Genomic DNA, 20,191 nt, shown 5'->3' with positions numbered 1-20,191 from the left:
CATGTCCTTGCGTAAATTCCTCGACAAGATCGAGCACAACTTCGAACAGGGCGGCAAGTACGAGAAGTGGTACGCGCTGTACGAGGCGGTGGATACCTTCTTCTACCGCCCCGGCAGCGTGACCAAGAGCACCGCCCACGTGCGCGACGGCATCGACCTCAAGCGCATGATGATCACCGTGTGGCTGTGCACCTTCCCGGCCATGCTGTTCGGCATGTGGAACATCGGCTACCAGGCCAACAGCCTCTTCGCCGGCAACGCCGAGCTGCTGGCGGCCCAGGACGGCTGGCGTTTCGGCCTGATCGGCGCGCTGGCCGGTTTCGACCCTAACAGCCTGTGGGACAACTTCATCCAGGGCGCCGCCTTCTTCCTGCCGGTGTACCTGACCACCTTCATCGTCGGCGGTTTCTGGGAGGTGCTGTTCGCCTCCATCCGCCGTCACGAGGTCAACGAAGGCTTCTTCGTCACCTCCGTGCTGTTCGCCCTGACCCTGCCGCCGGACATCCCGCTGTGGCAGGTGGCCCTGGGTATCAGCTTCGGCGTGGTGATCGGCAAGGAAGTGTTCGGCGGTACTGGCAAGAACTTCCTCAACCCGGCCCTGGTTGGTCGTGCCTTCCTGTTCTTCGCCTACCCGGCGGATATGTCCGGCGACATGGTGTGGACCTCGGTAGACGGCTACGCCGGTGCCACCACGCTGTCCGTGGCCGCCGCCGGCGGCATGGAGCAGGTCACGGCCAGTGGTCTGACCTGGTGGAATGCTTTCGTCGGCCTGGAGCAGGGCTCCATGGGCGAGACCAGCACCCTGGCCATCTTCATCGGCGGCGCCTTCCTGCTGCTGACCAAGATTGCCTCCTGGCGCATCGTCTCCGGCGTGCTGCTCGGCATGATTGCCACCAGCACGCTGTTGAACAGCATCGGCTCGGACACCAACCCGATGTTCGCCATGCCCTGGTACTGGCACCTGGTGGTCGGCGGTTTTGCCTTCGGCATGATCTTCATGGCCACCGACCCGGTCTCGGCATCCATGACCAATACCGGCAAATGGATCTTCGGCGCGCTGATCGGCCTGATGGTCGTGCTGATCCGCGTGGTCAACCCGGCCTTCCCGGAGGGCATGATGCTGGCGATCCTGTTCGCCAACCTGTGCGCCCCGCTGATTGACCATTTCGTGGTGCAGGCCAACATCAAGCGGAGGATCGCCCGTGGCTAACAAGGAATCGACCGTCCGTACCCTGACCGTCGCGGTGCTGGTGTGCCTGGTCTGCTCGGTGTTTGTTGCCGGCGCGGCCATCGCACTCAAGCCCGCGCAGGTGGAGAACCGCCAGCTGGACAAGCAGCGCAGCATCCTGGCCATTGCCGGCCTGGGTGAAGCGGGCATGTCTGCCAAACAAGTGAAGGCACTGTTTGCCGAGCGCATCCAGGCCCGCGTGGTCGATCTGGACAAAGGCACCTTCAGCGACGCTCAGGATGCCGCCAGCTTTGACCCGCTCAAGGCCGCCAAGGACCCCAAGCTGTCCCAGGCCCTGCCGGGTGAGAAGGACATTGCCTCGATCAAGCGTCGCGAGCATTTCTCCACTGTCTATCTGGTGGAGAAGGACGGCGCGCTGGACACCCTGATCCTGCCGGTGCGCGGCTACGGCCTGTGGTCGACCCTGTACGGCTTTATCGCTGTGAAAGGGGACTTGAACACCGTGGTTGGCTTCGGCTTTTACCAGCATGGCGAGACCCCCGGCCTCGGTGGCGAGGTGGACAACCCGAAGTGGAAGGCGCTGTGGACTGGCAAGACCCTGTTCGATGAGCAGGGCCAACTGGCCGTGGAGATCATCAAGGGCAGCGTCGACGCGCAGTCGCCCAAGGCCAGCCATCAGGTCGACGGCCTGGCCGGTGCGACGCTGACGAGCAAGGGCGTCAACAACCTGCTGCATTTCTGGCTCGGCGAAAACGGCTTCGGCCCGCTGCTGGCCAACCTCAAGAAAGGGGAGGCATAAGCATGTCGCAACCCACCTACAAGAGCGTGCTGCTCGACCCGATCCTGCACAACAACCCCATCGGCCTGCAGATCCTCGGTATCTGCTCGGCGCTGGCGGTGACCTCCAACCTCAAGACCTCGCTGGTGATGTCGATCGCCCTGACTCTGGTGACCGGCTTCTCCAACCTGTTCATCTCGATGATTCGCCAGCAGATTCCGAGCAGCATCCGCATGATCGTGCAGATGGTGATCATCGCATCGCTGGTGATCGTGGTGGATCAGGTGCTCAAGGCCTTTGCCTACTCGCTGGCCAAGCAGCTGTCGGTGTTTGTCGGCCTGATCATCACCAACTGCATCGTGATGGGCCGTGCCGAGGCCTTTGCCATGCAGAACCCGCCGCTGCTGTCGTTCTGCGACGGTATCGGCAATGGCCTGGGCTACAGCGCCATGCTGATCGTCCTCGGGGTGATCCGCGAGCTGTTCGGTGCCGGCAAGCTGCTCGGCTACAGCGTGCTGCCTACTGTCAGCGAAGGCGGCTGGTACCAGCCCAATGGTCTGCTGCTGCTGCCGCCCTCGGCCTTCTTCCTGATCGGCCTGATCATCTGGGCGTTGCGCAGCTGGAAGCCGGAACAGAAAGAAAAACCCGCGTTCCGCATGGCCCCGCAGGTTTCGGATAAGGAGGCCTACTGATGGAGCACTACCTCAGCCTGTTCGTGAAGTCCGTGTTCATCGAGAACATGGCGCTGGCCTTCTTCCTCGGCATGTGCAGTTTCATCGCCATTTCCAAGAAGGTCGAAACGGCCATCGGCCTCGGCATTGCCGTGGTGGTGGTGCAAGCCATCACCGTGCCGGCCAACAACCTGCTGTACACCTACCTGCTCAAGGAAGGCGCACTGGCCTGGGCCGGGCTGCCGGAGGTGGACCTGTCCTTCCTCGGCCTGCTCAGCTACATCGGGGTGATCGCCGCGCTCGTGCAGATCCTCGAGATGCTGCTGGATAAGTACATGCCGGCACTCTACAACGCCCTCGGTGTGTTCCTGCCGCTGATTACGGTGAACTGCGTGATCATGGCCGGCTCGCTGTTCATGGTTGAACGCGACTACAACCTCGGCGAGAGCGTGGTCTATGGCGCTGGTTCAGGCATCTCCTGGGCCCTGGCCATCGCGCTGCTGGCCGGCATCCGCGAGAAGCTCAAGTACAGCGATGTCCCCGAAGGCCTGCAGGGTCTGGGCATCACCTTCATCACCATCGGTCTGATGTCGTTGGGCTTTATGTCTTTCGGCGGCATTCAGCTGTGAAACACCAGAAAAACTACTGCGCTTGCACAGGCTGTGTTGAAAACAGGCTCGGACTGCTCATTTACCGGCACGTAAACTCCGCGTCCTCGCCTGTTTTCGCCTTGCCTGAGCTGCGCTCGCTACGTTTTTCCGGCGTTTCAATCGGAGGTTAAAGAATGGGTTTTGAAATCGCATTGGCCATCGGCATGTTCACCGGCATCGTGCTGGCGCTGGTGGTGGTCATCCTGGCGGCGCGCGCCAAGCTGGTCTCCAGCGGCGACGTGAACATCGTCATCAATGGTGAGCGCACCCTCACCGTGCCGGCGGGCGGCAAGCTGCTGCAGACACTGGCGGCAAACAACGTATTCCTGTCCTCGGCTTGTGGCGGCGGCGGTACCTGTGCGCAGTGCAAGTGCATCGTCGAAAGCGGCGGCGGCGAGATGCTGCCGACCGAGGAGTCGCACTTCACCAAGCGCGAGGCCAAGGCCGGCTGGCGCCTGTCCTGCCAGACTCCGGTCAAGCAGGATATGCACATCGAGGTGGAAGAGTCGGTGTTCGGCGTTAAGAAGTGGGAATGCACGGTGGAGTCCAACCCCAACGTCGCCACCTTCATCAAGGAACTGACCCTGCGCCTGCCGGAAGGCGAGAGCGTGGACTTCCGCGCCGGTGGCTACGTGCAGCTTGAGTGTCCGCCGCACGTGGTCAGCTACAAGGATTTCGATATCCAGCCCGAATACCGTGGCGACTGGGACAAGTTCAACCAGTGGAAGTACGTGTCCAAGGTCGACGAGCCGGTGATCCGCGCCTACTCCATGGCCAACTACCCGGACGAGAAGGGCATCGTCAAATTCAACATCCGCATCGCCTCGCCGCCACCGGGCAAGGACCACTTGCCGCCGGGCCAGATGTCGTCCTGGGTGTTCAACCTCAAGCCGGGCGACAAGGTCACCGTGTACGGCCCGTTCGGCGAGTTCTTCGCCAAGGAAACCGATGCCGAGATGGTCTTCATCGGCGGTGGCGCCGGCATGGCTCCGATGCGCTCGCACATCTTCGACCAGCTCAAGCGCCTGAAGTCCAAGCGCAAGATCAGCTTCTGGTATGGCGCTCGCTCGCTGCGCGAGGCCTTCTATGTCGAGGAGTACGACCAGCTCGCCGCGGAGAACCCCAACTTCGAGTGGCACCTGGCGCTGTCCGATCCGCAGCCGGAAGACAACTGGACCGGCCTCAAGGGCTTTATCCATAACGTGCTGTTCGAGCAGTACCTCAAGGACCATCCGGTCCCCGAGGATTGCGAGTTCTACATGTGCGGCCCGCCCATGATGAACGCCGCGGTGATCAAGATGCTGCTGGACCTGGGGGTCGAGCGCGAGAACATACTGCTGGACGATTTCGGTGGTTAAACCCGCGTTGTTCACCCTGCTGGCCAGCGTCCTGCTGGCCGGTTGCGGCGAGAAGGTCGAGGAGTTCGGCGGCCCGACCATGGGCAGCCACTACTCGCTGAAATATGTGGCAGGCGAGGGCACGCCTCAGCCTGCCGCACTCAAGGCCGATGTCGAGGCTCTGCTGGCCGAGGTGGATCAGCAGATGTCCACCTGGCGCGCCGATTCCGATCTTTCCGAGTTCAACCGCCTGCCGGCCGGCAGCTGCCACGCCATGCCTGCTCCGGTGCTGGAGCTGGTGCGTTTCGGCGAGCAATTGTCAGCAGACAGTGATGGCGCCTTCGACCTGACCCTGGAGCCGCTGCTCGACCTTTGGGGCTTCGGCCCGCAGTCGCGTGGCGAGCGGGTGCCGACGGCGGAGGAAATCGCTGACGTGCGCCAGCGCACCGGTCATCAACACCTGCGTATCGACGGCGAGCAGCTGTGCAAGGACGCCGCCGTGCAGCTCGACCTCAACAGCATCGCCGCCGGCCATACGGTGGACCGCATCGCCGCACGCCTGGCCGAGCTGGGGGTGCATAGCTACCTGCTGGATGTCACCGGCGAACTGAAGGCGCTGGGGCGCAAGCCGGACGGCAGCGCCTGGCGCATCGCCATCGAGGTGCCGCGCGATGATCGCCAGGTTGCGCAGAAGGTACTGACCCTGGATGGCCTGGGCGTGTCGACTTCCGGCGACTACCGCAACTATTTCGAGCGTGACGGCAAGCGCTATTCGCACACCCTCGACCCGCAGACCGGCGCGCCGATCAGCCATCGCCTGGCGGCAGTGACGGTGGTCGATGCCTCGACCTTGCGCGCCGACGGGCTGTCTACGCTATTGATGGTGCTAGGCCCCGAACGCGGCTTCGCCTTCGCCGAGCAGGTGCAGGTGGCGGCCTTCTTCGTGACCCGCACCGACCAGGGCTTCGCCACCCGCGCGACGCCCGCATTCGAGCGCCGGTTCGGCGCAGGAGAAACGCCATGACCTGGTTACTGGTATTCGGTCTCATGCTGCTGGTGGTGCTGGGGATGGCCATTGGCGTGATCATGGGTCGCAAGCCTATCGCCGGCTCCTGTGGTGGCATCGCCAATCTCGGCATCGAGAAGGAATGTTCGATCTGTGGTGGCAGCCGCGAGAAGTGCGAAGAGGTCAATCGCGAGCAGAAAGGCGATGTAGTGGACGCAAAGCTCGCCTACGACGCGACCAAGCGCTAATGTGCCGGGCAAATTCACCCGGCTAAGCTGTGGTGAGCATTCAAACGCCGCGACCATGGGGTGTCGCGGCCGATCCGGGTGCCGCGTGACGTGCCCGGTGCGTGATGAGGAGTAAGCATGGCGGTCTACAACTACGACGTGGTGGTGCTCGGTTCCGGCCCGGCGGGCGAGGGCGCGGCGATGAACGCGGCCAAGGCCGGGCGCAAGGTGGCGGTGGTCGACAACCGCCCGCTGGTCGGCGGCAACTGCACCCACCTGGGCACCATCCCGTCCAAGGCCCTGCGCCACTCGGTGCGGCAGATCATGCAGTACAACACCAACCCGCTGTTCCGCCAGATCGGCGAACCGCGCTGGTTCTCCTTCCCCGACGTGCTGAAAAGCGCCGAGCGGGTGATCGCCAAGCAGGTCGCCTCGCGCACCGGCTACTACGCGCGCAACCGCATCGACGTGTTCTTCGGCACGGCCAGCTTCTCCGATGAGCAGACCGTGGAAGTGGTGTGCACCAGCGGCGTGGTGGAAAAACTGGTGGCCAAGCAGATCGTCATCGCCACCGGCTCGCGCCCCTACCGCCCGGCCGATGTGGACTTCCACCACCCGCGTATCTACGACAGCGACACCATTCTCAGCCTCACTCACACGCCGCGCCGCATCATCATTTACGGTGCCGGCGTGATCGGCTCCGAGTACGCCTCGATCTTCAGTGGCCTGGGCGTGCTGGTCGACCTGATCGACAACCGCGACCAGCTGCTCAGCTTCCTCGATGACGAGATCTCCGACGCGCTCAGCTACCACCTGCGCACCAACAACGTGCTGATCCGTCACAACGAGGAGTACGAGCGCATCGAGGGCCTGGAGAACGGCGTGATCCTGCACCTCAAGTCGGGCAAGAAGATCAAGGCCGACTGCCTGCTGTGGTGCAACGGCCGTACCGGCAACACCGACAAGCTGGGCCTGGAGAACATCGGCATCAAGGTCAACAGCCGTGGCCAGATCGAGGTCGACCAGTTCTACCGTACCCAGGTCAGCAACATCTTCGCCGCCGGTGATGTGATCGGCTGGCCGAGCCTGGCCAGCGCCGCCTACGACCAGGGTCGCTCGGCCGCTGGCAGCGCGGTGGAGAATGACAGCTGGCGCTTTGTCGACGACGTGCCGACCGGCATCTACACCATTCCGGAGATCAGCTCGATCGGCAAGAACGAGAAGGAGCTGACCCAGGCCAAGATCCCCTACGAGGTCGGCAAGGCGTTCTTCAAGGGCATGGCGCGCGCGCAGATTTCCCACGAGCCTGTGGGCATGCTGAAGATCCTGTTCCATCGCGAGACCCTGGAGATTCTCGGCGTGCACTGCTTCGGCTACCAGGCGTCGGAGATCGTGCACATCGGCCAGGCGATCATGAACCAGAAGGGTGAGGCGAACTCCATCAAGTACTTCGTCAACACCACCTTTAACTACCCGACCATGGCCGAGGCCTACCGGGTGGCGGCGTTCGACGGGCTCAACCGGCTTTTTTGAGCGGCTCCGACCGGTGGCCTGAACCGGTCGGGGGTGACCCCCTCGGCGACTCCCGCAGCTGGCGCTGGCCGAACCGGGAGAGCTTCTGACCAGGCGCGATGCTGCAAAGAAAAACCGGCCCTTGGGCCGGTTTTTTGCTTTCTCCCCTCTCCCGCTGGCGGGAGAGGGGCTGGGGGAGAGGGCGGGCTATCGACCCTATCCCTAACCCTCTCCCATAAATGGGAGAGGGAATGTACACGCGGGCTAATAGGCTTCGCGAGCAGTCCGTAGCCCGGATGCAATCCGGGAGCGGTGTTGCCTGCTTCCCGGATTGCATCCAGGCTACAAGGGGCCGCCTGCTAGCGCTTGAGGGTATCCACCGCCAGCCCCGGGAAGTCGGTGATGATGCTGTTCACGCCGAAGTCGGCCAGGCGGCGCATCAGCGCCGGCTCGTTGACCGTCCAGACCGACACGTGCAGGCCGGCCTTCTGCGCCTTGAGCAGGCGCTCCGGCGTGCACAGGGTCCAGTTCAGCGCGAGCATCGAGCAGCCATGGTGGGCGGCCACCTTCAGCGGATCGAGCCAGTTGTATTCGGCCACCAGGCCGCGCGACAGCTCTGGCGTCAGGCGACGCAGGGCGCGCAGTACCTCGCGCGAGCTGCTGGTGACGGTGATGCGGTCCTTAATGTCGAAACGCTCAGCCAGCGCCTGGATGGCCAGCACGGTGCGCGCGGCGCGCACCCGCGAGGCGCTTTTGACCTCCAGCTGCCAGTGCTCGAACGGGCACTGCTCGAACAGGCTTTCCAGCGTCGGGATCGGGCAGGGCGTTTTCCAGCCGGGTCCTCCCTGGCGGGCGTCGAGCTTCACCAGTTCCTCGGCATCGTGCTCCACCACCTTGCCGCGGCGGCCGGTGGTGCGCTTGAGGGTCGGGTCGTGAATCACCATCAGCTCGCCGTCACGCGACAGGTGCAGGTCGAGCTCACAACGGGTCACGCCGTGCTCCAGGCAACGCTGGAAGCTGGCGAGGGTATTTTCCGGCGCTTCGCCCTTGGCGCCGCGGTGGCCGTAGATCAGGGTCACGGTTGATCCTTGTCGAGGGAGTGGTGCGGCTGATGGTGCAGCACGCTGTTGATCACATGGTCGTATTCGAAATAAACGCTGAAGCTGCGGTAGTCCCAGCGGGTGATGGGCGGTTGCCCCACCGGCGGGTGCTCTTCGTCGGCCAGGCCGAAACGCTCCAGCACGGAGCGCTTCGATTCGCCCAGCTGGGGCAGGCCGGCGACCGCGTCGCCTTGCTGGCCGAGCGGGATCTCGAGAGTCTGGGCGAGGGCGGGTGAGCAGAGCAGCAGGGCGCCGAGCAGGAGCGCTAACGGCCTCATCGCTGCTCCTTGGCCATGCGCCGTTCCAGGGCCTGCTTCTGCAGGATGTGCCGCGCCAGTAGCTGACGCTGCGCATCGGTCAGCGCCTCGAACTCGGTGCCGATCTCGAACTGACCGTCGTCGCGGGCCTGGCAGTGAACGACCTGCGCGCGCAACAGCAGGCCGAGGGCCTGGGGCATCAACACCATCTTGATCGCCAGATGACTGCCCTTGGGCACCGCCTGGCCATGGTTGAAACTGATGCCGCCTTCGGAAATCGATACCCGACGCGGCGCGCCGATATCGCGCAGCAGGCTCTGCGCCACGGCCTGGCCGAGCAGGTCGATGCGTTTGTTCATCACCTTGAGGTAGTTGGCCAGGGTGCGATCACGCTCGCTGATGTGACGCAGCAGGTGCTGCGACTCGAAGTCCATCAGGTGCAGGTCGCTGAGCAGATTGAACAGCGGCGAGTTGTCGTGAAGCGGATCACTGGCGTGCGCCTCCGGCCCGGACAGCAGGCTGAAATCCAGTGCGATCGTATCCTCGATACGGTAGTATTCGCGGCGATCATCGACGTCTTGATTCGACATGGCGAACCCATGGCAGCAGTGGTGGTCTGAGTGTAAAGCCGCGCGCCAGGCCCCGCCACAAGGACGTTTCTCCCTTTTCGCAGCGAATCCCCTCACTCATGTTCAGACCCCTGCCGTTCTTCATCGGCGTGCGTTACACGCGAGCCCGACGCCGCAGCCTGTTCGTTTCCTTCATTTCCCTGACTTCCATCATCGGCCTGGCCCTGGGCGTGCTGGTGATGATCGTCGTGTTGTCGGTGATGAACGGCTTCGACCGCGAGATGCGCGACCGCGTGCTGGGCATGGTGCCCCACGCCACTCTCGACAGCGCCACGCCGATCAAGGACTGGCGCACCATCGGCGAAGGCCTGCAGCGTCATCCGCAGGTGGCGGCCATCGCGCCGTTCACCCAGATGCAGGGGCTGTTGACCAACAACGGCCAGGTGCAGAAGGTGCTGGTCAACGCCATCGACCCGGCCGAAGAGGGCAAGGTGTCGATCATTGGCGACTACTTCCGCGAGGGCTCGCTGGCGTCGCTCGAAGCGGGCGGCTTCGGCATCCTTATCGGCGACCTGGCGGCGAAGAAGCTAGGCCTGGCCATCGGTGACAAGGTCACTTTCGTTGCCCCCGAAGTGGCGGTGACACCGGCCGGCATGTTCCCGCGCATGAAACGCTTCACCGTGGTCGGTATCTTCCATGTCGGCGCCGGCGAGATCGACGGTCATGTGGTGATGGCCCATGTGCAGGACGCCGGCCGCCTGCTGCGCCTCAAACCGGGCGAGGTGCAGGGCATCCGCCTGAAACTGCATGACCTGTTCCAGGCACCGCAGGTGGCCTGGGAACTGGCTACCCTGCTGCGTGAGCAGGACTTCTACGCGCGCGACTGGACCCGCACCCACGGCAACCTGTACCAGGCCATCCGCATGGAGAAGACCATGATCGGCCTGCTGTTGCTGCTGATCGTCGCGGTGGCCGCCTTCAACATCATCTCCACCCTGGTGATGGTGGTGACCGACAAGAAATCCGATATCGCCATCCTGCGTACCCTCGGCGCCACGCCGCGGCAGATCATGGCCACCTTCATGGTCCAGGGTTCGGTGATCGGCATCGTCGGTACCCTGGTTGGCGGTGTGCTCGGCGTGCTCGCGGCGCTCAATGTCAGCGCCGCGATCAAGGGACTGGAGAGCCTGCTGGGCATCCAGTTCCTCAATGCCGAGGTGTATTTCATCGATTACCTGCCCTCGCAGGTACAGGGTTCGGACGTGGCGCTGGTCTGCGGTGCCGCCCTGGTCCTGAGTTTCCTTGCCACCCTTTATCCGGCCTGGCGTGCGGCGCGCACCCAGCCTGCGGAGGCTTTGCGTTATGAGTGACAAGTCCGTGCTGAGTTGCCGCAATCTGGGCAAGAGCTACGAGGAAGGCCCGCAGACGGTCGTGGTGCTGAGCAACGTCGAGCTGGAGCTGCTGCCCGGCGAGCGCGTGGCCATCGTCGGCACCTCCGGCTCGGGCAAAAGTACCCTGCTGAACATGCTCGGCGGCCTCGATACACCGAGCCAGGGCAGCGTCTGGCTGGCCGGCGAGGAGCTGTCGGCGCTCAACGAGAAGGCCCGCGGCCTGCTGCGCAATCGCGCGCTGGGCTTCGTCTACCAGTTCCATCACCTGCTGCCGGAATTCACCGCGCTGGAAAACGTGTGCATGCCGCTGCTGATTGGCAAGACGCCGATCCCCGAGGCGCGTCAGCGCGCCACTGCGCTGCTGGAGCGGGTGGGCCTGGGGCATCGCCTGTCGCACAAGCCGGCCGAGCTGTCCGGTGGCGAGCGCCAGCGCGTGGCCATTGCTCGTGCTCTGGTCAACAACCCGGCGCTGGTGCTGCTCGATGAGCCTACCGGCAACCTCGACCAGCACACCGCGCAGGGCATCCAGGAACTGATGCGCGAGCTCAGTCGCGATTCGCGCACGGCCTTCCTGGTGGTGACGCATGACCCGCAGCTGGCCGGCCAGATGGACCGCGTGCTGCGCCTGGAAGACGGCAAGCTGGTGGCCGCCTGATGTTCCGTCCGCTGAGCATCTTCGTCGGCGCCCGCTACACCCGGGCCAAACGGCGCAACCACTACATCTCCTTCATCTCGCTGACCTCGATGATCGGCCTGGCGCTGGGCGTGCTGGCGATGATCGTGGTGCTGTCGGTGATGAACGGCTTCCAGAAGGAAATGAGTTCGCGCATCCTCGGCATGGTGCCGCACGCCACCCTCAGCGCCGACCGTCCGCTGGACGACTGGCAGAAGGTGGCCGCCACCGCGATGCAGCACAAGCAGGTGACTGGCGCCGCGCCCTTCGCCGAACTGGATGGCATGTTCTCCTACAAGGGCAACATGCAGCCGGTGCAGATCAACGGCATCGATCCGGCCGAGGAGCAGAAAGTCTCGATCATCGGACGGCACATGGTTCAGGGGCGCCTGGAGGACCTCAAGGCGGGAGAGTTCGGCGTGGTGATCGGCGAGATCAGCGCGCGGCGTTTCCGCCTGAATGTCGGCGACAAGCTGACCCTGATCGTGCCCGAAGCGAGCAAGGCTGCCGGTGGTATCACGCCGCGCATGCTGCGCCTGTCGGTGGTCGGCGTGTTCAAGGTCGGCGCCGAACTGGATGGCAGCCTGGCGCTGATCCATATCGCCGATGCTTCCGGCATCCAGCGTCTGGCCGACGGCCAGGTGCAGAGCGTGCGTATCGCCCTGAAGGACCTGTACCAGGCGCCGCAGGTGTCGGCCGCCATCGCCACGCAGCTGGGCGCCGGCTTCAAGGCGATCGACTGGACCCGCACCCAGGGCAGCCTGTTCAGTGCCATGCAGATGGAGAAGACCATGATCGGCCTGCTGCTGTTGCTGATCATCGCGGTGGCCGCCTTCAACATCATCGCCACGCTGATCATGGTGGTCGCCGACAAGCGCGCCGACATCGCGATCCTGCGCACCCTCGGCGCCACGCCGCGGCAGGTGATGGCGATCTTCATGGTGCAGGGCACGGTGATCGGCTGTATCGGCACCCTGATCGGTGGCGTGCTGGGCGTGACGGTCGCGCTCAACATCAGCGGCTGGGTGGCCTGGCTGGAAAAGGCCAGTGGCGCGCATATCTTCAGCTCCGACGTGTATTTCATCAGCAGCTTGCCGTCCGACCTGCGTGGCCTGGATGTGCTGCTGATCTGCGGCGCAGCGCTGAGCATGAGCTTCCTGGCGACGCTCTATCCGTCATGGCGTGCCTCACGCACGCAGCCGGCCGAGGCATTGCGCTACGAGTAAACGAAAACGCCGCTGAGAAGCGGCGTTTTGTTATCTAGCGCGAGGCCTGGCGGCGCTTCTCGGCACGCTTGCGCCAGTTGTGCGCCACCCACCAGCGCCAGTACAGCATGGTTAGGCCGTAGCCCAGGGCGGCGGAGATCACCCCGACTATCACCGAGCCCAGCAGGAAGGGCTGCCAGAGAATCGCCAGCTCGTCGCTGATCCATTCCCAGGTCAGCTCGTCTGGCAGTTCCATGGGCGGCACGCCGAGCAGCCAGCTGCCCATCTTGTAGGTGCAGTAGAAGATCGGCGGCATCGTCAGCGGGTTGGTCAACCACACCAGGCCTACCGAGATCGGCAGGTTGGCGCGAATCGGAATGGCCAGGCTGGCGGCGATCAGCATCTGCATTGGCGCTGGGATGAAGGCGGCGAACAGCCCGGCGGCCATGGCGCGCGCCACCGAGTGCCGATTCAGGTGCCAGAGGTTGGGGTCGTGCAGTAGGGTACCGAGGAAGCGCAGTGACTTGTGGTCCCTGATCATCTGCGGATCGGGCATGTAACGTTTGAACAGACGGCGAGGCATGAGCGGTCTCGGCAAAAATCAGCGGCTATTATGCACCGATGCTCGCAGGCCGGCTTGGCCCTGTGATGACAGCTCAACCCCGGGATGGGAAAACCATGCGCACAGGGATGTTCGCGCTGGCCGCAGGCCTGGCCTGTTTGCCGGTGCTGCCGCAGTTGCCGCCGACCTGGCTGTTGCTGGCGCTCTTGCCGCTGGCGCTGATGCTGTTGCCCTGGCGCAGTTATCCGCTGGCCTTGTTGCTGTTCGGCTTCGTCTGGGCCTGCTTCAGCGCCCAGGCGGCACTGGATGACCGCCTGGCCATGGCCCTCGACGGCCGCACCCTGTGGCTGGAGGGGAGGATCAGCGGGTTGCCGGAGGTGGGCGAGGGCGTGGTGCGCTTCCAGCTGGAAGATGCAGCGGCGCGTGAGCATCGGTTGCCTCGGCGATTGCGCCTGTCCTGGTACGACGGCCCGCCGGTGCTGGCCGGCGAGCGCTGGCGACTGGCGGTCAAACTCAAGCGTCCGCGCGGCCTGGTCAATCCACAGGGCTTCGACTACGAAGCCTGGCTGCTGGCGCAGCGCATCGGTGCCACCGGTACGGTCAAGGCCGGCGAGCGCCTGCAGGCGGCGGCGGGCGCGGCCGCCTGGCGCGACGCGCTACGCCAGGAGCTGCTCGCGGTTGAGGCGTTCGGTCGCGCGGGGGCGCTGGCAGCGCTGGTGCTGGGCGACGACTCCGGACTCAGTCGCGCCGACTGGCGGGTGCTGCAGGATACCGGCACGGTGCATCTATTGGTGATCTCCGGGCAGCATGTGGCGCTGCTGGCGGCGGTGCTCTACGCGCTGGTTTCCGGTCTGGCGCGGCTTGGCCTGTGGCCGCGTTTTCTACCCTGGTTGCCCTGGGCTTGCGCGCTGGCCTTCGCCGGCGCGCTGGGCTACGGGTTGCTGGCCGGCTTCGAGGTGCCGGTGCGGCGGGCCTGTGTGATGGTGGCCCTGGTGTTGCTGTGGCGTTTGCGTTTTCGTCATCTGGGCCTGTGGTGGCCGTTGCTGCTGGCGTTCGTGCTGGTGCTGCTGGTCGAGCCGCTGGCCAGCCTACAGGCCGGGTTCTGGCTATCGTTCGGCGCGGTGGCGGTGTTGGCCTGGGTGTTTGGCGGGCGGCTCGGGGCCTGGTCCTGGTGGCGCGTCTGGTGGCGTGCGCAGTGGACTCTGGCGCTGGGGCTGTTGCCGCTGTTCTTTGCGCTGGGGCTGCCGCTGAGCCTGAGCGGGCCGCTGGCCAACCTGCTCGCCGTACCCTGGGTCAGTCTGCTGGTGGTGCCGATGGCGCTGCTTGGAACCCTGTTGCTGCCCGTGCCCTGGCTGGGTGAGGGCCTGCTGTGGCTGGCGGGTGGCCTGTTGGCGATCCTGTTTCAGCTGCTGGGCTGGATAGCCGGCGCGCTGCCAGCCTGGTTGCCCACCGCCGTGCCGCTCTGGTGCTGGCTGCTCGGCAGCCTCGGTGTGTTGCTTTGCCTGCTGCCGGCGGGCGTGCCGCTGCGGGCGCTGGGGCTGGTGCTGTTGCTCACCCTGTTGCTACCGCCGCGCGAGCGCATTCCGGCGGGGCAGGCTCAGGTCTGGCAGCTGGATGTCGGTCAGGGCCTGGCCGTGTTGGTGCGTACTCGCGAACACGCGTTGCTATACGACGCCGGCCCACGCTTCGGGGACTTCGACCTCGGCGAGCGGGTGGTGCTGCCCTCGCTGCGCCAGCTGGGTGTCGACCGACTCGACCTGCTGCTGCTCAGCCATGCCGACAGCGATCATGCCGGCGGCGCTGAGGCGGTGGTCCGGGGCATGACCGTAGCTCGGGTGACAAGTGGCGAGGCTGCCGAGCTGCCGCTGGGGCTGCAGGCGCAACCCTGCGTCGACGGTGCACGCTGGGCGTGGGACGGCGTGGTTTTCACCACCTGGCGTTGGCGTGATGCGCCGCCGGGCAATGCCGCATCCTGCCTGCTCAAGGTAGAGGCGCAAGGCGAGAGTCTACTGCTCACCGGCGATGTGGATGCTGCCGCGGAGAAGGCCCTGCTGGCGAGCGGTCGCGATTTGCGCGCTAGCTGGCTGCAGGTGCCACATCACGGCAGTCGCAGTTCCTCCAGTGCGGCTTTTCTCGACGCCGTGGCGCCGCGCGGCGCGCTGCTTTCGCGCGGTTGGCACAACCCGTTCGGCCATCCGCACCCCGGTGTCGTTGCGCGTTACCACGCGCGCGGCATCGTCCTGTATGACAGCGCCGAGCTGGGCGCCATTCGGCTGCAGCTGGGCGCTGCGCAGGGTGTTTCCGCCTGGCGCGAACGCCCGCGTTTCTGGCGGGAAAAATGAGAACCGGGGAGGTCTGCGTCGGCGCGACCCTATGCTAGAGTGGCGCCACTTTTCGAAGGGGGATTCGATACCGTGTGGGAGCTGGTCAAATCTGGCGGCTGGATGATGCTGCCGATCATTCTGTGTTCCATCGCCGCTGCCGGCATCATCGCCGAACGCCTCTGGACCCTGCGGCCGAGCCGCATCACACCGCCGCACCTGCTGGGTCAGGTGTGGATGTGGATCAAGGAAAAGAAGCTTACCAACGACAAGCTCAAGGAGCTGCGTGCCAACTCGCCGCTGGGGCAGATCCTCGCCGCCGGCCTGGCCAACTCCAAGCATGGTCGCGAGATCATGAAGGAGTGCATCGAGGAAGCCGCCGCCCGCGTGATCCATGAGCTGGAGCGCTACCTCAATGCCCTCGGCACCATCGCCGGTGTAGCCCCGCTGCTCGGCCTGCTGGGTACCGTGCTGGGCATGATCGACATCTTCAGCGCCTTTATCGGCACCAATATGGCCAACGCTGCGCAACTCGCCGGCGGCATCTCCAAGGCCCTCATAACCACCGCGGCCGGCCTGTTCGTGGCCATCCCCGCACTGTTCTTCCACCGCTTCCTGCAGCGTCGCGTCGACGAGCTGGTGGTCGGCATGGAGCAGGAGGCGATCAAGCTGGTGGAAGTGGTGCAGGGCGACCGTGACGTCGATCTGGGCAACGCCAGCGCTCCCGCGCCGAAGGAAACCCGCAAAGAGGGCAAGAAGGCGTGAAATTCCGGCGCAAACCGCGGGAGAACGTAGAGATCAACCTGGCGTCGCTGATCGACGTGGTGTTCATCCTGCTGCTGTTCTTCGTGGTCACCACGACCTTCACCCGCGAGACCCAGCTCAAGGTCGACCTGCCGGAAGCTGCCAGCGGCACGCCACCCGAGGAAACCGCGCTGAAGCAGCTGGAGGTGCTGATCAGCCCCGAGGGCAGCTACTCGCTGAATGGCCAGCCGCTGCTCAAGAGTGATCTGGAAGGCCTGATGGCTGCCCTGAGCAAGGAATCCGGTGGCGACAACAGCCTGCCGCTGGCCATCAGCGCCGATGCCAAGACCCCGCACCAGGCGGTGATCACCGCGATGGATGCAGCCGGCAAGCTGGGCTTCTCCCACCTGCGGATCACCACGGTCGAGGCCGAGGCCAAGCCTTGAGCCTGGCCGACCGGCTCACCGCTGCCTGGTACCAGGGCCACCCGGCCTTGGTTCTGCTGCGCCCGCTGGAGTGGTTGTACCGGTGCGTGGTAATGGGCAAGCGCCGCGCCTTTCTGGCAGGGCAGGGCGACATCTACCGCGCGCCCGTGCCGGTCGTCGTGGTCGGTAATGTCACTGTTGGCGGCACCGGCAAGACCCCATTGATTCTCTGGCTGATCGAATACTGCCGTGCTCGCGGCCTGCGCGTTGGCGTGGTCAGTCGCGGCTATGGCGCCACGCCGCCGCAACTGCCCTGGCGCGTGCGTGCCGAGCATGCCGCCGAGGAGGCCGGTGACGAGCCGCTGCTGATCGTGCAGCGCACGGATGTGCCGCTGGTGATTGACCCCCAGCGCGCTCGCGCTGTACAGGCGCTGCTGGAGCAGGAAGTGCTGGACCTGATCCTCTGCGACGACGGCCTGCAGCATTACCGCCTGGCGCGTGACTTGGAACTGGTGCTGATCGATGCGGCGCGAGGCCTGGGTAATCGCCGCTGTCTGCCGGCCGGCCCCCTGCGCGAGCCGGCCGAGCGTCTGGCCGAGGTCGATGCCGTGCTGCGCAACGGCGCCGCTGAAGACGACGAGCAGGGCTATGCGCTGCAACTGCGGCCGACCGCCCTGGTCAATCTGCGCAGCGGCGAGCGGGTAGGGCTGGAGCATTTTCCGCCCGGCCAGCAGGTGCATGCGGTCGCCGGCATCGGCAATCCGCAGCGTTTCTTCAATACCCTCGAAGCGCTAAACTGGCGGCCGATTGCGCATCCCTTCGCCGACCACGCCAGCTTCAGCCCCGAGGCCCTGCAATTCAGCCCCGCGCTGCCGCTGCTGATGACCGAGAAGGACGCGGTGAAATGCCGGGCCTTCGCCGCCGCCGACTGGTGGTATCTGGCCGTGGATGCCGCCCCTTCGCCGGCCTTCGTCGCCTGGCTGGATACCGAGCTGGATCGCCTGCTTGCCGCAAAGCACTGAGCTTCGCGCCGTTTTCCAACCTCCCCGAGGATCTCCTCCATGGACCCCAAACTGCTCGACATCCTGGCCTGCCCGGTGTGCAAAGGCCCGCTGCAGCTTTCCGAAGACAAGACCGAGCTGATCAGCAAGGGCGCCGGCCTGGCCTATCCGATTCGCGACGGCATCCCGGTGATGCTGGAGAGCGAGGCGCGCACCCTGACCACCGACGAGCGTCTGGACAAGTAAATGAGCCAAGCCTTTACCGTTGTCATTCCCGCGCGCTACGCCTCCAGTCGCCTGCCCGGCAAGCCACTGCAGGACATCGCCGGCAAGCCCATGGTCCAGCACGTCTGGGAGCAGGCGAAGAAGAGCTCCGCTGCCCGCGTGGTGGTGGCCACCGACGATGCGCGCATTCTCGAGGCCTGCCAGGGTTTCGGCGCTGAAGTGCTGATGACCCGCGTCGACCACAACTCCGGCACCGATCGCCTCGCCGAAGTGGCCACCCAGCTGGGCCTGGCCAACGACGCCATCGTGGTCAACGTGCAAGGCGACGAGCCGCTGATCCCGCCCGCCATCATCGATCAGGTGGCGGCCAACCTGGCGACCAACCCACAGGCCGGCATCGCCACCCTGGCCGAGCCGATCGAGGACGTGCAGGCGCTGTTCAACCCCAATGTGGTCAAGGTAGTCAGCGACAAGAGCGGCCTGGCCCTGACCTTCAGTCGCGCGCCGCTGGCCTGGGCCCGTGACGCCTTCGCCAAGAGCCGTGACGTGCTTCCCGAGGGCGTGCCCTATCGCCGCCATATCGGTATCTACGCCTACCGCGCCGGCTTCCTGCATGACTTTGTGGCCTGGGGCCCGTGCTGGCTGGAAGACACCGAGTGCCTGGAGCAGCTGCGTGCGCTCTGGCATGGCGTGCGCATCCATGTCGCCGATGCCCTCGAGGCGCCGCCGGCCGGCGTGGATACCCCGGAAGACCTGGAGCGGGTGCGTCGCCTGCTGGGGGCCTGATGCGCGTTCTGTTCGTCTGCATGGGCAATATCTGCCGTTCGCCTACCGCGGAGGGCGTATTGCGCCAGCGCCTGAGTGCTGCCGGTCTGGCCGCCAAGGTCACGGTGGACTCCGCCGGTACCGGCGACTGGCATGTCGGCAAATCGCCGGACGGGCGTTCCGCCCAGGCTGCGGCGGCCCGTGGCTATGATCTGTCGAGCCTGCGTGCGCGCCAGGTACAGCGCGAGGATTTCCAGCACTTCGACCTGATCCTGGCCATGGATCATGACAACCTGGCCCGCCTGCAGGCGCTGCGACCCGCCACGGGCGGTGCCGAACTGGACCTGTTCCTGCGCCGTTACGACCTGGCGTTGGACGAGGTGCCCGACCCCTACTACGGCGGCGCCGATGGCTTCGAGCAGGTACTGGACCTGATCGAACAGGCCAGCGATGCGCTGCTCGCCGAGATCAGGGGGCGCCTGTGAGCCTGCGACTGCAAGAGTCTGTCTCCCTCAAACCGTTCAATACCTTCGCTGTCGATGCCAAAGCCCGGTTGTTCGCCGAGGCGCACGACGACGGCGAGGTGCGTGAGGCCCTGGCCGAGTCCGCGCGCCGCGGCCTGCCGCTAATGCCCATCGGTGGCGGCAGCAACCTGTTGCTCACCGGCGATGTCGAAGCCCTGGTGCTGCGCATGGCCAGCCGTGGCCTGCGCATTCTCGAAGACGACGGCGAGCGGGTGCTGGTCGAGGCCGAGGCGGGCGAGCCCTGGCATCCCTTCGTGCTCTGGAGCCTGGAGCAGGGCCTGAGCGGGCTGGAAAATCTCAGCCTGATTCCCGGCACGGTCGGCGCCGCGCCGATGCAGAACATCGGCGCCTACGGCGTGGAGATCAAGGACGTCTTCGCCGGGCTGACCGCGCTGGATCGCCGAAGCGGCGAGCTACGCGAGTTCGGCCTTGAGGAATGTGCCTTCGCCTACCGCGACAGTCTGTTCAAGCAGCAGCCGGGGCGCTGGCTGATCCTGCGCGTGCGCTTTGCCCTCAGCCGCCAGGCCAGCCTGCACCTGGACTATGGCCCGGTGAGGCAGCGCCTGGAGGCCGAAGGCATCGAGGTGCCGACGCCGAGCGACGTCAGTCGCGCCATCTGCGCCATCCGCAGCGAGAAGCTGCCGGATCCGACCGTGCTGGGCAATGCCGGTAGCTTCTTCAAGAATCCGGTGGTGACGAGTGAGCTGGCCGAGCGTATCCGTGCCGAGCACGCCGACCTGGTCAGCTACCCGGCGGGCGAGGGGATGGTCAAGCTGGCCGCCGGCTGGTTGATCGAGCGGGCAGGGTGGAAAGGCTTTCGCGAAGGCGACGCCGGCGTGCATCGCCTGCAGGCGTTGGTTCTGGTGAACTACGGTACGGCCAGTGGCGTGCAGTTGCTGGCAGTGGCACAGCGCATTCGTGCGGATATCGAGCGACGCTTCGGTGTGCTGCTGGAGATTGAGCCCAACGTGCTCTAGGTCCGTAATCTGGCTTTGCCGAGGTGCAAGGCAGAAATAAAAAAGGGGATGCCGAAGCATCCCCTTTTTTGTGCCGCAGACC

General features: G+C 65.3%; 23 protein-coding genes. 19 read left to right on the top strand and 4 right to left on the bottom strand.

Features of this window, described 5'->3' with window-relative positions; genetic code table 11:
- The first annotated feature begins 1 nt into the window (after window position 1).
- The 8 genes from ACOAPY_RS13660 (at window position 2) to sthA (ending at window position 7,391) form a co-directional block, all read left to right on the top strand.
- Window positions 2-1,210, top strand: a complete 1,209-nt coding sequence (locus ACOAPY_RS13660) for an NADH:ubiquinone reductase (Na(+)-transporting) subunit B (protein ID WP_465153620.1) — start codon at window positions 2-4, stop codon at window positions 1,208-1,210.
- Window positions 1,203-1,988, top strand: a complete 786-nt coding sequence (locus tag ACOAPY_RS13655; protein WP_465153619.1) for a Na(+)-translocating NADH-quinone reductase subunit C — start codon at window positions 1,203-1,205, stop codon at window positions 1,986-1,988. The genes ACOAPY_RS13660 and ACOAPY_RS13655 overlap by 8 nt, the downstream gene beginning before the upstream one ends.
- Window positions 1,985-2,659 (top strand): NADH:ubiquinone reductase (Na(+)-transporting) subunit D, encoded by a 675-nt coding sequence (locus ACOAPY_RS13650; protein WP_465156808.1) that lies wholly within the window; start codon window positions 1,985-1,987, stop codon window positions 2,657-2,659. Before ACOAPY_RS13655 ends, ACOAPY_RS13650 begins: the two co-directional genes overlap by 4 nt.
- Window positions 2,659-3,267, top strand: a complete 609-nt coding sequence (gene nqrE, locus ACOAPY_RS13645; RefSeq protein WP_076424699.1) for an NADH:ubiquinone reductase (Na(+)-transporting) subunit E — start codon at window positions 2,659-2,661, stop codon at window positions 3,265-3,267. The genes ACOAPY_RS13650 and nqrE overlap by 1 nt, the downstream gene beginning before the upstream one ends.
- A 155-nt stretch (window positions 3,268-3,422) precedes the next feature.
- A complete protein-coding gene (gene nqrF / locus ACOAPY_RS13640) occupies window positions 3,423-4,646 on the top strand; it encodes an NADH:ubiquinone reductase (Na(+)-transporting) subunit F (RefSeq protein ID WP_465153618.1) in 1,224 nt (407 codons plus the stop codon).
- Complete coding sequence (locus ACOAPY_RS13635) at window positions 4,639-5,649, top strand: FAD:protein FMN transferase (protein WP_465153617.1); 1,011 nt, start codon at window positions 4,639-4,641, stop codon at window positions 5,647-5,649. Before nqrF ends, ACOAPY_RS13635 begins: the two co-directional genes overlap by 8 nt.
- Window positions 5,646-5,879: a (Na+)-NQR maturation NqrM gene (gene nqrM, locus ACOAPY_RS13630; RefSeq protein WP_280053857.1), complete on the top strand. Its 234-nt coding sequence runs from the start codon at window positions 5,646-5,648 to the stop codon at window positions 5,877-5,879. Before ACOAPY_RS13635 ends, nqrM begins: the two co-directional genes overlap by 4 nt.
- Window positions 5,880-5,996: 117 nt before the next feature.
- Window positions 5,997-7,391: a Si-specific NAD(P)(+) transhydrogenase gene (sthA, locus tag ACOAPY_RS13625; protein WP_465153616.1), complete on the top strand. Its 1,395-nt coding sequence runs from the start codon at window positions 5,997-5,999 to the stop codon at window positions 7,389-7,391.
- Between the two features lie 338 nt (window positions 7,392-7,729).
- On the opposite strand, the gene ACOAPY_RS13620 is transcribed toward sthA, so the two are convergent.
- The 3 genes from ACOAPY_RS13620 to ACOAPY_RS13610 are packed head-to-tail and all read right to left on the bottom strand — an operon-like array spanning window position 7,730 to window position 9,317.
- Window positions 7,730-8,449: a glycerophosphodiester phosphodiesterase gene (locus ACOAPY_RS13620; RefSeq protein WP_465153615.1), complete on the bottom strand. Its 720-nt coding sequence runs from the start codon at window positions 8,447-8,449 to the stop codon at window positions 7,730-7,732.
- Window positions 8,446-8,748, bottom strand: a complete 303-nt coding sequence (locus tag ACOAPY_RS13615; protein WP_465153614.1) for a phosphodiesterase — start codon at window positions 8,746-8,748, stop codon at window positions 8,446-8,448. The genes ACOAPY_RS13620 and ACOAPY_RS13615 overlap by 4 nt, the downstream gene beginning before the upstream one ends.
- The gene (locus ACOAPY_RS13610; protein WP_465153613.1) at window positions 8,745-9,317 is read right to left on the bottom strand and encodes a PilZ domain-containing protein; all 573 of its coding nucleotides are present in this window, start codon (window positions 9,315-9,317) and stop codon (window positions 8,745-8,747) included. The genes ACOAPY_RS13615 and ACOAPY_RS13610 overlap by 4 nt, the downstream gene beginning before the upstream one ends.
- Before the next feature lie 98 nt (window positions 9,318-9,415).
- Here ACOAPY_RS13610 and ACOAPY_RS13605 point away from each other — a divergent pair, with 98 nt between their 5' ends.
- Genes ACOAPY_RS13605 through ACOAPY_RS13595 form a run of 3 tightly spaced genes read left to right on the top strand, consistent with a single transcriptional unit; the run spans window position 9,416 to window position 12,586 of the window.
- A complete protein-coding gene (locus ACOAPY_RS13605) occupies window positions 9,416-10,666 on the top strand; it encodes a lipoprotein-releasing ABC transporter permease subunit (protein ID WP_465153612.1) in 1,251 nt (416 codons plus the stop codon).
- On the top strand, window positions 10,659-11,342 hold the full coding sequence (gene lolD, locus ACOAPY_RS13600) for a lipoprotein-releasing ABC transporter ATP-binding protein LolD (protein WP_076424685.1): 684 nt from the start codon (window positions 10,659-10,661) through the stop codon (window positions 11,340-11,342). The genes ACOAPY_RS13605 and lolD overlap by 8 nt, the downstream gene beginning before the upstream one ends.
- Window positions 11,342-12,586, top strand: a complete 1,245-nt coding sequence (locus ACOAPY_RS13595; RefSeq protein WP_465153611.1) for a lipoprotein-releasing ABC transporter permease subunit — start codon at window positions 11,342-11,344, stop codon at window positions 12,584-12,586. The genes lolD and ACOAPY_RS13595 overlap by 1 nt, the downstream gene beginning before the upstream one ends.
- Before the next feature lie 34 nt (window positions 12,587-12,620).
- On the opposite strand, the gene ACOAPY_RS13590 is transcribed toward ACOAPY_RS13595, so the two are convergent.
- A complete protein-coding gene (locus ACOAPY_RS13590) occupies window positions 12,621-13,148 on the bottom strand; it encodes a DUF2062 domain-containing protein (RefSeq protein WP_465153610.1) in 528 nt (175 codons plus the stop codon).
- Window positions 13,149-13,243: 95 nt separating this feature from the next.
- On the opposite strand from ACOAPY_RS13590, the gene ACOAPY_RS13585 reads away from it, so the two are divergent.
- The 8 genes from ACOAPY_RS13585 (at window position 13,244) to murB (ending at window position 20,109) form a co-directional block, all read left to right on the top strand.
- Window positions 13,244-15,469 carry a DNA internalization-related competence protein ComEC/Rec2 gene (locus ACOAPY_RS13585; protein WP_465153609.1) on the top strand — a complete coding sequence of 742 codons (2,226 nt, stop codon included), beginning with the start codon at window positions 13,244-13,246 and terminating at the stop codon, window positions 15,467-15,469.
- A 72-nt stretch (window positions 15,470-15,541) separates the two neighbouring features.
- Complete coding sequence (locus ACOAPY_RS13580) at window positions 15,542-16,213, top strand: MotA/TolQ/ExbB proton channel family protein (protein ID WP_021700488.1); 672 nt, start codon at window positions 15,542-15,544, stop codon at window positions 16,211-16,213.
- Window positions 16,210-16,638: an ExbD/TolR family protein gene (locus ACOAPY_RS13575; protein ID WP_169919176.1), complete on the top strand. Its 429-nt coding sequence runs from the start codon at window positions 16,210-16,212 to the stop codon at window positions 16,636-16,638. Before ACOAPY_RS13580 ends, ACOAPY_RS13575 begins: the two co-directional genes overlap by 4 nt.
- Window positions 16,635-17,639: a tetraacyldisaccharide 4'-kinase gene (lpxK, locus tag ACOAPY_RS13570; protein WP_465153608.1), complete on the top strand. Its 1,005-nt coding sequence runs from the start codon at window positions 16,635-16,637 to the stop codon at window positions 17,637-17,639. Before ACOAPY_RS13575 ends, lpxK begins: the two co-directional genes overlap by 4 nt.
- Window positions 17,640-17,678: 39 nt before the next feature.
- Window positions 17,679-17,864, top strand: coding sequence for a Trm112 family protein (locus tag ACOAPY_RS13565; RefSeq protein WP_021700485.1), 186 nt, complete (start codon window positions 17,679-17,681; stop codon window positions 17,862-17,864).
- A complete protein-coding gene (kdsB, locus tag ACOAPY_RS13560) occupies window positions 17,865-18,629 on the top strand; it encodes a 3-deoxy-manno-octulosonate cytidylyltransferase (protein ID WP_465153607.1) in 765 nt (254 codons plus the stop codon).
- A complete protein-coding gene (locus tag ACOAPY_RS13555; RefSeq protein WP_465153606.1) occupies window positions 18,629-19,093 on the top strand; it encodes a low molecular weight protein-tyrosine-phosphatase in 465 nt (154 codons plus the stop codon). The genes kdsB and ACOAPY_RS13555 overlap by 1 nt, the downstream gene beginning before the upstream one ends.
- Window positions 19,090-20,109, top strand: a complete 1,020-nt coding sequence (murB, locus tag ACOAPY_RS13550; RefSeq protein WP_465153605.1) for a UDP-N-acetylmuramate dehydrogenase — start codon at window positions 19,090-19,092, stop codon at window positions 20,107-20,109. Before ACOAPY_RS13555 ends, murB begins: the two co-directional genes overlap by 4 nt.
- Window positions 20,110-20,191 lie beyond the last annotated feature (82 nt).

Source organism: Pseudomonas stagnisoli (assembly GCF_048595745.1).
Taxonomy (GTDB): Bacteria; Pseudomonadota; Gammaproteobacteria; order Pseudomonadales; family Pseudomonadaceae; genus Aquipseudomonas; species Aquipseudomonas alcaligenes_A.
Note: the sequence above shows the minus strand (reverse complement) of the source record. Positions and strands in the feature narration are given on the sequence as shown.